General features: G+C 68.7%; 10 protein-coding genes. 6 read left to right on the top strand and 4 right to left on the bottom strand.

Translation table 11 applies throughout. The features are described from left to right. Positions 1-12: 12 nt before the first annotated feature. Together BS83_RS01180 and BS83_RS01185 are read right to left on the bottom strand one after the other, a co-directional pair. On the bottom strand, positions 13-966 hold the full coding sequence (locus BS83_RS01180) for a GlxA family transcriptional regulator (RefSeq protein ID WP_037599763.1): 954 nt from the start codon (positions 964-966) through the stop codon (positions 13-15). A gap of 22 nt (positions 967-988) precedes the next feature. Next, on the bottom strand, positions 989-1,663 hold the full coding sequence (locus BS83_RS01185) for a nitroreductase (protein ID WP_232247984.1): 675 nt from the start codon (positions 1,661-1,663) through the stop codon (positions 989-991). Between the two features lie 944 nt (positions 1,664-2,607). Between BS83_RS01185 and BS83_RS01190 the strand changes: the two genes are divergently transcribed. The 5 genes from BS83_RS01190 (at position 2,608) to pafA (ending at position 8,800) form a co-directional block, all read left to right on the top strand. After that, positions 2,608-4,803: an MMPL family transporter gene (locus BS83_RS01190; RefSeq protein WP_037599766.1), complete on the top strand. Its 2,196-nt coding sequence runs from the start codon at positions 2,608-2,610 to the stop codon at positions 4,801-4,803. Between the two features lie 135 nt (positions 4,804-4,938). Beyond that, positions 4,939-6,045 carry a low temperature requirement protein A gene (locus BS83_RS01195; protein WP_037599768.1) on the top strand — a complete coding sequence of 369 codons (1,107 nt, stop codon included), beginning with the start codon at positions 4,939-4,941 and terminating at the stop codon, positions 6,043-6,045. 216 nt (positions 6,046-6,261) lie between these two features. Beyond that, positions 6,262-6,717 (top strand): hypothetical protein, encoded by a 456-nt coding sequence (locus BS83_RS01200; RefSeq protein ID WP_037599770.1) that lies wholly within the window; start codon positions 6,262-6,264, stop codon positions 6,715-6,717. A gap of 94 nt (positions 6,718-6,811) precedes the next feature. Continuing rightward, a complete protein-coding gene (locus tag BS83_RS01205; RefSeq protein ID WP_198035083.1) occupies positions 6,812-7,255 on the top strand; it encodes an STAS domain-containing protein in 444 nt (147 codons plus the stop codon). Positions 7,256-7,438: 183 nt separating this feature from the next. Then, a complete protein-coding gene (gene pafA / locus BS83_RS01210) occupies positions 7,439-8,800 on the top strand; it encodes a Pup--protein ligase (RefSeq protein ID WP_037599771.1) in 1,362 nt (453 codons plus the stop codon). Between the two features lie 155 nt (positions 8,801-8,955). Here pafA and prcA read toward each other — a convergent pair whose 3' ends face one another. Both prcA and prcB read right to left on the bottom strand, forming a co-directional pair. Beyond that, positions 8,956-9,729, bottom strand: a complete 774-nt coding sequence (gene prcA, locus BS83_RS01215; protein WP_037599773.1) for a proteasome subunit alpha — start codon at positions 9,727-9,729, stop codon at positions 8,956-8,958. Between the two features lie 47 nt (positions 9,730-9,776). Next, complete coding sequence (prcB, locus tag BS83_RS01220; protein ID WP_037599775.1) at positions 9,777-10,622, bottom strand: proteasome subunit beta; 846 nt, start codon at positions 10,620-10,622, stop codon at positions 9,777-9,779. A gap of 514 nt (positions 10,623-11,136) precedes the next feature. Between prcB and BS83_RS01225 the strand changes: the two genes are divergently transcribed. Then, a complete protein-coding gene (locus tag BS83_RS01225; protein WP_037599777.1) occupies positions 11,137-11,613 on the top strand; it encodes a transglycosylase SLT domain-containing protein in 477 nt (158 codons plus the stop codon). The last annotated feature ends 8 nt before the right edge of the window (positions 11,614-11,621 follow it).

The raw sequence follows: 11,621 nt of genomic DNA on the forward strand, positions 1-11,621 counted from the left end.
AATGATCCGGGGTCAGCGACTGGTCCGGAATACGCGTCGATACTGCCGCGGTGATGTTCCGAACTGCTGTTGGAAGTGCTGGCGCAGCGAGGTGCCGGTGCCGAATCCGCAGCGCCGGGAGACCTCCTCGATCGGTGTATCGCTCGTTTCCAGCAGGCGCCGGGCCGAGTAGAGGCGTTGATGCAGCAGCCAGCGCGCCGGGCTGGTTCCCGTGGAGTCGTGGAAACGGCGGGCGAAGGTGCGCTCGGTGAGTGACACGATCTTCGCCATGTCCGCGACCGTCCAGGGGCGCTCCAGCGTGGCCAGGACCTCTTCCCGCACGCGGGCGATGGCGTCGCCCGCGCGGATGGCGGGTATCGGGGCGGCGATGAACTGGGCTTGGCCGCCCGCGCGGAAGGGTGCGGTGACCATGGCGCGGGCCACTGCGGTGGCGGTCATGTCGCCGTGGCTCTGACCGATCAGGTGGAGGCAGAGGTCGATGCCGGCGGCAACGCCTGCTGATGTCCAGACCTGGCCGTCGCCGGTGAACAACACGTTCGGGTCGACGGTCACAGCCGGATGGCGTTGCGCGAGGTCGTCGGCGAAGGCCCAATGGGTGGTGGCGATCCGCCCGTCCAGGAGGCCGGCGGATGCGAGCACGAACGCCCCCGCACACAGGGACGCCACTGGAGTACCGCGCTCATACACCCTCTGGAGGGCATGGAGTACCGGGTCCGGCGCCTGCATCGTGTGGTCCTCCAGGCCGGGCACGATGACGAGGTCACATCGCGCGAGCGCGTCCAGGCCGTGCTCGGGCCTGTGCAACAGGCCCGAGCCGAGCCGCACTGGACGCTTGCTCGGGGCGCACACGATCAGTTCGGCCAGTGGTGACTGGGGGAGCGTCTGATGACGTCCCCAGACTTCGTTGACCACCGCGTAGTCGAATGTTCGGACTGCGTCGAAGATGATCAGGCCAACTGTGCCCAAGGCCGCGCCCCGCTGTCTGCCGTCAGCCGTGGAAGGTCACCGACTCCTCGATCGGCGCCCGTCCGATCCGGGGGTTCTGGTTCGCCCAGTCCTTGTCTGCATACCCGAGTGATATGCCGAACAGCAGCTTCTGGTCGTCGGAGATGCCAAGCGATTCGCGAACCGTATCGGCGTAGAAGCCCAGTGTAGTCTGCGCGATACTTCCGATCCCACGAGCGGCGAGCGCGAGCAGAAGAGTCTGGGCGTACATTCCGACGTCGGCCGCGACACGGGCGCCGCCGAAGGCGGGCATGAACAGGAGGATGACGTGTGGCGCTCCGTAGAATTCGAGGTTGCGGCGCGTGACCGCGTTGCGTCCCTCAATGTCGTCCCTGGCCACGCCGAGGGCTTCGAATCGCGCCTTTGCCTGGTCCCGCATACGTTGACCGTAGGCACCGTCATAGACTTTCCCGTCGAACGGGAAATCCAGCGTGAGCCGGGCCTCGTCGTGTGCGCGGATCAGATCTCCGCTCAGCTTTTCGCGAGCCGTTCCGGTGACGACGTGCGCGATCCACGGCTGGGTGTTGGAGTTTGACGGCGTGGACTGCGCATCGTCGAGTACGCCTCGCAGGACCTCGTCTGGAACGGTCCTGTCGAGGAACGAGCGAATCGCACGGCGGGTGCGGAGGGTTTCGTCGAACGACATGGTCGGTGTCACGGTAATTCCTTGATCCAGTCACATGAGGCGAAGCGGGCCTCGGGGTTGAACTCTGTAGTCGGACCAGCAAGCATCCGATATCCGAATCGGCATCGGAAAGGTGTCGGGCAGACATTTATCGATGGGAAGCTGCCAGTACAGCGGCTGGCTGGGCCCGTCGGCGGCGCAGCGTCCGGCGCGTCGGCCCGGGCCGTAACCATGGCTGAGGTTCCCTCGACGGATTTTTATTGTCAAGCAGGGCGGGAATCGCACTGCCTCATGAGGTCGCCCCGGGGTGCAAAATTTTCCCCCGAGGTTGTACTGGTGGCAGGGCTTCTGCTTGTGACGGCCACCGAGGACCGCTTGAGCGAGTGAAGATCACCACCGGTGTCGCACATGTGGTCCGGAACCGGTTTCCAGGGGTGCCAGCCTCTCGCGCCCGGCTGTGGTCGCGAGGGCGGCGCCTATTCGTCCTTCGGCAACCGCGCCCCCTGTGCCCATGCGGCCATCAAGGGGTCACTCCGGAGAAGTGGGACCAGATCGCCGCCCGGGTCGATACCCTGTGGGCATCGGTCCGATATGGCGTGACCGGTAGGTCCCCGGCGCCGACACAATTCGTGCCTGGATTACTCGCCGGGGACCGGCCTCTTGCCGATTCCGCGGCCGTCGCAGTGCCGGTGCCCTACGGGTGTGGTCAGGCCGTCGCAGCCGCTCGCGGGATGGCCGGCGCGCGTGCTCGGCGCAGAGAAGCGGACGGCCTGTCCGTCACTGGTGTTCCCCATTGTTTGCCCGCTCAGCCCTGAGGCCTCTTCTGTCCCCTGGACGACGATAGGGCGATCCAGGAACAGCTGAGGAGTGACAGACATGCCGGACGCCCCGCCTTCACGGACTTCTTCCGGCTGGTCGAGTGACGGGTGCGCGGCTTCGGAAGGTGCTGCGAGCCCGGTCCGGAGAGGAGGCTGGTCATGTCGGTCCTGCTGAGCCAGGTCGCCCGCTGGATGTTCCGGCGTCGCCGGATGGTGCTCTGTGTGTGGTTGCTGGTGGCTGTGGGGGCGGTTGTGCTCGCCGTTGCCAGTGGGGGCAAGACCAACGACACCTTCACGATCCCCGGGACGGACTCCCAGAAGGCAGCCAACCTGCTGATGGCGAAGGTCCCCGAACTGGGGGGCGGACAGAGCCAGGTGGTGTTCGCCACGCACGGCTCGGCGAAGGTCACCGATGCGCCGTACCGGACCGGTATCGAGTCGGCGGTCGCCGGGCTGCGCAAAGCGCCGCAGGTTGCCGTGGTGTTCGATCCGTTCCAGACCGGAGGGGTCTCCCGCGACGGGCACACGGCTCTGGGGACGGTGCAGTACACCGCGCAGCCTGGCGGGGTGCGTGAGGCGACGCTGACCGCGGTCCAGGAGGCGGTGGTCCCGGCCAGGGACGCCGGGGTGCAGGTCGACTACTCCGGTAGCGTGTATCCGGGCTGGCGTCTGAAAGTCAGCGAGGGGCCCGAACTGGTCGGCCTCGTCGTCGCCTTCGTGATCCTCCTGGTGACTTTCGGCGCGTTCGTCGCAGCCGGCCTGCCGATCATCACCGCTGTGGTCGGGGTCGTGACCACGCTGATGGGTGTCACCGCCGTGGCGGCCGTGACGGACATCGCCTCCGCGTCGACAACCGTCGCGCTCATGCTGGGACTGTCGTGCGGTATCGACTACGGCCTGTTCATCTTCTCCCGACATCGAAACAACCTGATCGCCGGAATGGAGCCGGAGGACGCCGTGGCCCTTGCGCTCGGCACTGCGGGCAGTTCCGTGGTCTTTGCGGCGCTGACGGTGATCATCGCGCTGTGCGGGTTGGCCGTGGTGGGCATTCCGTTCCTGACCGTGATGGGTGTCGCGGCGGCCGCGGGCGTGTTCGTCGCGTTGCTGGTCGCGCTCACCCTGCTCCCGGCAGGCCTGGGCTTCGCCGGGGACCGGGTGGCGAGGTTCATCAGCACGCCGCTGCGTCCGGGCCACCACGAGCGGGTGGCCCGGATCGCGGCTGTGGAGCCGGGGCGGACGTGCGGATCCGCATGGGGACGCTTCGTCGTCCGAAGGCGGATCCCGGTCGTCGTCGCCGGGATCGCGATCCTCGGGGCCTTGGCGCTACCGGCGGCCCGGATGGATCTCGGACTGCCCAGCGGAGCCACCAAGCCGGTGTCCGACACTCAGCGCCGGGCCTACGACCTGACGACTGCCGGTTTCGGGGCGGGCTACAACGGACCGTTGCTCGTGGTCGCGGATCCGGCCGGTGGCACGGCGGTGCGGGGCATCACCTCGTGGCTGGCGGGGATTCCCGGCACCGCGTCGGTCACGCCGGTGGCCCAGGCGAACGGGGTGTCGGTGATTCGCGTGATCCCGAAGACCGGACCGGAGGACCCGGCGACCTCGGACGTGGTGCACCGCATCCGGGCCGGCAGCGCCGTCACCGCGCGGTTCTACGGGTCGCGCATCCTTGTGGGTGGGACCACCGCGTCCGACATCGACGTGTCCGCGAAACTGTCGGCCGCCCTGCCGGTCTTCCTGGTCACCGTGATCGGCCTCGCGCTGCTCGCGCTGACCTTCGCGTTCCGCACCGTGCTGGTCCCGCTCAAGTCGGTCGTCGGGTTCCTGCTGTCGGTGGGCAGCGCCTTCGGGCTGTCGGTCGCGGTGTTCCAATGGGGGTGGGGCGCGAAGCTGTTGGGCATCACTCCCGGACAGACCGTCAGTTTTCTTCCCATCCTGGTACTCGCGGTTGTCTTCGGACTGTCCAGCGACTACGAGGTGTTCGTTGTCTCACGGATCAAGGAGGAGTTCGGGAGAACGGGCGACGCCCGACTGGCGGCGGCCAACGGCACCGGGCATGCGGCCCGCGTGGTGACCGCGGCTGCGTTGATCATGTTCTCGATCTTTGTGGCCTTCATGGTCACAGACGATCCGATCATCAAGGCCATCGCGTTCACCTTCGCAGCGGGCGTGCTGCTCGACGCCTTCGTGGTGCGGCTGACACTGGTGCCGGCGGTCATGGCCCTGGTCAATTCGAAGATCTGGTACCACCCGCAGTGGTTCGCCAGATATGTGCCGGACCCGGACATCGAGGGTGAACGTCTCCAGGCCCGCTTCGACGGCGCCGACCAGGACCACGACCCGGCGGGCTAGACGGTGACCGGATCGGGAACCGGGCGGTGGGCGCGTGCGTGTCCTGCCCGCAGGGCGGAAGCGGCGACCTCAGAGGCCCCCACCGGTCGCGCCTGGCTCGGCCCGGGCGAGCAACCGGAGGCACAGCACCGCCGCGTGGACTGGTTCGAACTCTTCTTCGACCTCGGCTTCGCCGCAGTCGTCGGTTCACTGGCCAGCGGTCTTCGCGGTGATCCCGGACCCGGTGCCTTCGGCGCCTTCCTCGTGCTCTCCTTCCCGGCCTGGTGGGCCTGGGTCCATCTGACCGTCACTGTCAACCTCCTCGGCGGCCCGGAGCGCCCGTGGGTCCAGCTCGTCCTGCTGGCCGCCATGCCACCACTGGCCCTGATGGCCGCGGCCGAACCCAAGGGCCTGGGCGCGAACGCCTGGGCCTACGCCTTCGGAGCAGCAGGCGTGCGACTCGTCCTGTTCGCCCTGTGGTGGCATGCGGCGACGCGAGAGGGATCACCGCTCCGGCGGTCGCGGCCGGTTCTGCAGGGACTGGTGACGGCGGGACTGTGGGCACTGTCCGCCGCCGTCCCCGGCGCCGCCCGCTTCGCGCTGTGGGGAGCGGCGATGCTGCTGGAGGTGGTCCTGCTGCACGTGCGCACCCCCGTCTCCGAGAGACTGTACGAAAGCCTGGCTGTCGAGCACCTGGTGGAGCGGTTCGGCGGGCTGGTCGTCATCGTGCTCGGCGAGAGCGTGCTGACCGTGGTCGGGGCGCTACAACGGCACTTCACCTGGTCGTCCGCGCTGGCCGCGCTGCTCGCGCTTGCGACCGTCACCCTGCTCGCCTTCGCGTTCTTCGTCTGGGGCACCTCCCGCGCCCTGCTGCGTCTGACCCAGGCGCAGCAGGCGGGGAACTCCCGTGCCGTGCGGGACACGGTGGTGTACCTGCCCTTCCTGCTGATCAGCGCGATCACCATGATGGCCGCGGGACTGGGAACGGCGGTCACGGCGCCTGGTCATCCCCTGGCGTCGGGGGCCCGCTGGGCGGTCGGGGCCGGGATTTCCGGTTTCTACCTGGCCCGTTCGGGGACCTCCCTGCGGCACGGGGAGCCTGTGCCGGTGGTCCTGCGGCGCGCCGCACCTGGCGTGGTGCTGCCGCTGGTGCTGATCCCACTGGGTGCCGTCGTCCCGGCCTGGGTTTCCGTCGCAGGTGCGGCGTTGGTCGTGGGTGTCATGGATCTCGTGTCGCAGGGTCTGTCGCAACGACGGGGATGAGCCGTCGCCGGCCCGACCGTGCCGGTGCCGGACAACCGGGGGCCTTTCAAGGCGGCGCTCGACGGCACACCGTCCTGACGCGGTGCCCGATAGGCGGCCCGGGCCGCCCTGGTGTGTGCCACTCGTCGCGGTGAGGCTGAGTCTCGAGGCCGGGATCGCACCGGCACTGCTGTGATCTCGAGGTGTCCGACGGCGAGGGGTGGACAGGTGCCCTACATGCACGATGCGCAGCTCCAGGAGGACGAGCGCACGCAGCTCCTTGCGCTGCACCCCTGGCTGCGCCTGGATGGTGAGTTCACCACTGACGCCTTGCGCGGCGTCTTGCGATCTCCGTTTCCTCACAGCGTCGAGGGCCTTGTGGGGAGCGGGCACGGACTGTGGATCCGGATGTTCGAGGACTGGGTCGACGCGGAACGGCGCCAGGCCCAGTACCGGATCGTGCACAGCTACCACACCGACCCCGCACTGACCCCGGCGCTCGCGCGGTTTCCCGGCCCTGAGGTGTACACCGAGGCGTTGGTCGGCCTGGAGCGGACCTTCGCGCGGTTCCTGAGGGAGGTTCGCCGACTCCGTGCCGCCCTGTGCCCGACCCGCCTCGACCAACTGCGTCGCTTCCTTGGCGCAGGCCCGCTGCCGAGGCAGTGGCGCGACGGCGGGCGGGGGCCGGCGTGAATCGGCGAGAACGATGCTCGACGTGTCTGTGTCCACGAGGGGAAATGCCGGGCCCCGGGCTCGGAGTTGGCGTGTACTCGCATATGCTGGCGGCATGGCTACCAGTGAGTACGATCAAGAAAAAGCCCGCCCGTCTCCGGCCCTGAGCGTCGTGACCGTGGTCCTGGGGAAGACCGCCCACGTGCTGCTGGCAGGCGAACTCGACATCTCGATGTCGGCCGGGGTCGTGTCGGCGGTCAAGACGGCCCTCGAAGACCGAGCCGTCATCACCATCAGGGTGGACGCGGCGCTGGTCGCATTCTGCGAAAGTTCGGGTCTCGGTGCTCTTCTGCAGGCCAGACGCCTTGCGGCCGCTCGGGGGGTCCGCCTGTACCTGGCCGGTGCGCGACCGTCGCTTCAACGTCTGCTGGCGATGACGGACACGGGCCATCTGCTGGAACCCACGGCTCGGTGCGGGTGCGTGGCAAGACTTCGCCCCACAGGCTGCTGCTGGGTCCGCCTGAGAACCTGGCTCGTCCGGATCTCGGCGAAGCATTAGAGCCCCACCTCGTCGACGAAGCTGCACGGTCGTCTGCCCCATCGTGCAGACAGGCCGTTCCGGCGCCGGGCTATACGTGAGGCAATGCCGCCGCCGGGCCTCCCCGGGGCGGCGGGCCAAGGACCCGTCGGCTCAGCTGCGCAGAGATTCGCCTCGCCGGGCCGGGAAGGCGAGAGATCACGCATGGACCGTCGCATTATCGGGCTCGAGAACGAGTACGGCGTCACCTGCACGTTCCGGGGGGCGCGCCGCCTGCCCCCGGAAGAGGTGGTCCGCCACCTCTTCCACGGCTTCGTGACGGGGAAACGTAGCAGCAACGTGTTCCTGCACAACGGTGCCCGCCTCTACCTCGATGTCGGCTCGCACCCGGAATACGCCACCCCCGAGTGTGACGACGTGGTTGAACTGGTCACCCACGACAAGGCAGGCGAGCGGATCCTCGAAGGCATGACGGAGGAGGCCGAGCAGAAGCTGCGCGGGCAAGGGATCGAGGAGGACGTCTACGTCTTCAAGAACAACACCGACTCCGCCGGCAACTCCTACGGCTGCCACGAGAACTACCTGGTCTCGCGGGACCTCGACTACGTCCGGCTCACCAACCAGTTGATCCCCTTCCTGGTCACCCGGCAGCTGATCTGCGGCGCCGGCAAGGTGCTGCAGACTCCCCGCGGCGCGGTCTACTGCGTCAGCCAGCGGGCCGAGCACATCTGGGAAGGGCTGAGCTCCTCCAGCACCCGGTCCCGCCCGATCATCAACACCCGTGACGAGCCGCACGCGGACAGCGAGCGCTACCGCAGGCTGCACGTCATCGTCGGCGACTCCAACATGTCGGAGACCACCACCCTGCTCAAGGTCGGCGCGACCGACCTGGTGCTGCGCATGATCGAGGACGGGGTGCCGCTGCCGGACTTCACCCTGGACGCGCCGAGCCGGGCCATCCGCGAGGTCTCCCACGACCTGACCGGCTCCCGGCTGGTCCGGCTGGCGAACGGCCGCGAGGCCAGCGCGCTGGAGATCCAGCAGGAGTACTTCCAGAAGGCGAGCGACTTCGCCGACGACCGCGGCATCCGCTCCGGTACCGTCGCCCGGGTGCTCGACCTGTGGGGCCGCACCCTGGAGGCGATCCGCACCGAGGACTACTCCAAGGTGGACCGCGAGATCGACTGGGTCATGAAGTACCGGCTGATCGAGCGCTACCGGGCCAAGAACGGCATGAGCATGTCGCACCCGCGGGTCGCGCAGATCGACCTCGCGTACCACGACATCCACCGCCGCCGCGGCCTGTACTACCTGCTGCAGAACCGCGGGCAGGCCGAGCGGGTCAGCGACGACCTGAAGATCTTCGAGGCCAAGTCGGTGCCTCCGCAGACCACCAGGGCGCGGCTGCGCGGTGACTTCATCCGGCGCGCGCAGGAGCAGCGGCGGGCCGTCACCGTGGACTGGGTCAACCTTCGGATCGTCGGCGACGCGAAGGGCGCCATCGCCTGCGGCGACCCGTTCCTCTCCGCCGACGAGCGCGTGGCAGACCTCATCGCCGCCATGTGAGGGCGGCGAACCGGCCCGCTGGCACAGGCGGCCAAGAGACCCGCGAGCAGCGGCGCGCCGCCCACGGCAGAGCCAAGTCCGCCACGCGCCTCAGGGCCGAACCCGCGCTCTGGGCCCTGAAGGACCAGCCCTGTGCCCGAATCGGTTGGCCGGCCTCAACTCTTGCCCGCCGAGGGGGCGCCGGACGGGGGCGGTTCGGTCTCGTCGTTGTCGATGGCGGCGCTGGCGTCGCCCTCCAGCAGCCGGCCGAGCTGGGTGCCCAGCAGCCGCTTGAACTTGCGCTGCTGCCAGCGGCCGCGGTCGAGCACCGCGACCTCCAGCTGATCCGGGGTCAGCGTGCGCGCGGCGCCGCCGTTCGGATCCCTGGCCAGGCCGTCGACGGCCAGCTTGAGCGCCTCGGGCAGCGTCATGCCCTCCTGGTGGCGCTGCTCCAGGTAGGTGGCGATGGACTCGGAGCTGCCGCCGACGGCGACGGTGCCGTGCTCGTCGACCACCGAGCCGTCCGGGGTGAGCCGGTAGATCTGGTCGTCCCCCGGGGTCCGACCGACCTCGGCCACCACCAGCTCGACCTCGTAGGGCTTCTCCCCGGTGGAGGAGAAGATGGTGCCCAGCGTCTGCGCGTAGACGTTGGCCAGGCCGCGCGCGTTGACGTCGGCCCGGTCGTAGGAGTACCCGCGCAGGTCGGCGTAACGGACGCCGCCGATGCGGAGGTTCTCGAACTCGTTGTAGCGGCCGACGGCGGCGAAGGCGATCCGGTCGTAGATCTCCGAGACCTTGTGCAGCGCGCGGGAGGTGTTCTCCGCGACGAAGACGATGCCGTCGGTGTAGGTGAGCACGACCACGCTGCGCCCGCGCGCGATGCCCTTGCGGGCGTACTCGGCACGGTCGGCCATGGCCTGCTGGGGTGAGACGTAGAACGGCGTCGACACCGGCGGTCGCCCCTTTTCTGCTTGTCGTTCGGTGAGGTGAGTGGGGGTCAGAGCAGCGGGGCCTGCGGCCCGTCCGGCTGCTCGAGCCGGTGGCCGAGGACCGTCTTGGCCACCTCGCCGACCTCGTCGTCGGCCAGGCGCCTGAAGCCCTCGTCGGTGATCACGGAGACGATCGGGAAGATCCGGCGCGTCAGGTCGGGCCCACCGGTGGCGGAGTCGTCGTCGGCGGCGTCGTAGAGCGCCTGGACGACCACGATGGCCGCCTGCTCGGCGGAGAGGTCGTGCCGGTAGAGCTTCTTCATCGAGCCCTTGGCGAAGAGCGAGCCCGAGCCGGTCGCCGCGAAGCCGGTCTCCTCGGAACGGCCGCCGGTGACGTCGTAGGTGAAGATCCGGCCCTTGCCCTGGTCCAGGTCGTAGCCGGCGAAGAGCGGCACCACGGCCAGGCCCTGCATCGCCATGCCCAGGTTGCCCCGGATCATCGTGGTGAGGCGGTTGGCCTTGCCCTCCAGGGAGAGCGAGGTGCCCTCGATCTTCTCGTAGTGCTCCAGCTCCAGCTGGAACAGGCGCACCATCTCGACCGCGAGACCGGCGGTGCCGGCGATGCCGACCGCGGAGTACTCGTCGGCGGGGAAGACCTTCTCGATGTCGCGCTGGGCGATGATGTTGCCCATGGTCGCCCGGCGGTCACCTGCGATCACCACGCCGCCGTCGAAGGTGGCGGAGACGATCGTGGTGCCGTGCGGCGCCTCGATCGGCGCCATGCCCACGGGCAGGGTGCGCCGCCCGGGGAGCAGCTCCGGCTGGTGGTCGGCGAGGAACTCGATGAACGAGGACGACCCCGGGGTCAAGAAGGCAGCCGGCAGACGCCCGGTGCTGTTGAGAGAGGTTTCCACGTGCCCTCTTTCTCCTCCGTGTCGGACACGGGGTGCGTCGGTCGATGCTTTGGACGGTGCCGCCGATGCTGCCGGACGAGCCCGGGCGGCTCCCGGTTCTCCGGGGCCGACGGCGGGGCATGTGCGAAGCGTATGGGGGCAGACTAAACGGCCGCACCCAGGTGCGCGATCGGGCAGGACCGAGGGAGCGACCGTGTTGCCTTCCCGTACGGCCGTCGAGTGCCCGACAAGAACTGACGATGAACCAATTGTCATTCAAACAGACCGGATTGGTGGTACTTGCCCGCTCGGGTAGCACAGGGGAACTGCTACTTTCCGTGACGGTGTCGGCGCGGATCGCGTCTTGGGCGGGCGGGTGGGCCCTGCGTACGGTCCAGGCATCGCAAGAACGAAATCTGCCGCTGGCACGCCAAGCCCCTGCCGCCAGCGCGCAGGAAGTGAAACCGACACATCCCCCGGCAGGGGCTGGATCTGGACAGCGTCCCGATCCGGCCGGCGTGGGAGAGGAGTCCCTATGTCGTTCAAGAACCTCCGTCACACCAGCCGCACTCGTCGTGTCAGTGCCCTTCTCGCCGTCGTGCTCAGCGTCGGTGGGGCCTCGGTCGCCGTCGCTTCCACCGCCGAGGCTGCCCCGATGACGCAGTACACCACCACGGCGTATCCCGACAATCTCGACGGCTGGATAGCCCAGGCCCAAGCCATCCTCGCGCAGGACGGGGATCAGGTCCCCTCCGCCGACGCGATCACGGCGCGGGCGATGACGGAGTCCTCGGGCAACCCGCTCGCGGAGAACCACTGGGACTCGAACCAGGCCCTTTACGGTGGCACCTACGGGCTGCTGCAGCTGATCCAGCCCACCTTCGACGAGTACGCACTGCCGGGGCACCAGGACATCATGAACCCGGTCGACTCGATCATCGCCGGCGTCCGCTACGCGAATGCGACCTACGGGTCCTTCGAGAGCATCGCCTACTCGTCCGGGGGCTACTGACCGGCCGA

This window comes from Streptacidiphilus rugosus AM-16, from assembly GCF_000744655.1.
Lineage (GTDB): Bacteria > Actinomycetota > Actinomycetes > Streptomycetales > Streptomycetaceae > Streptacidiphilus > Streptacidiphilus rugosus.

Excerpts from the sequence above, each read along its gene's own strand:
- BS83_RS01190 (WP_037599766.1), top strand. The coding sequence starts at position 2,608 with ATGTCGGTCCTGCTGAGCCAGGTCGCCCGCTGGATGTTCCGGCGTCGC.
- BS83_RS01200 (WP_037599770.1), top strand. The coding sequence starts at position 6,262 with ATGCACGATGCGCAGCTCCAGGAGGACGAGCGCACGCAGCTCCTTGCG.
- BS83_RS01205 (WP_198035083.1), top strand. The coding sequence starts at position 6,812 with ATGGCTACCAGTGAGTACGATCAAGAAAAAGCCCGCCCGTCTCCGGCC.
- pafA (WP_037599771.1), top strand. The coding sequence starts at position 7,439 with ATGGACCGTCGCATTATCGGGCTCGAGAACGAGTACGGCGTCACCTGC.
- BS83_RS01225 (WP_037599777.1), top strand. The coding sequence starts at position 11,137 with ATGTCGTTCAAGAACCTCCGTCACACCAGCCGCACTCGTCGTGTCAGT.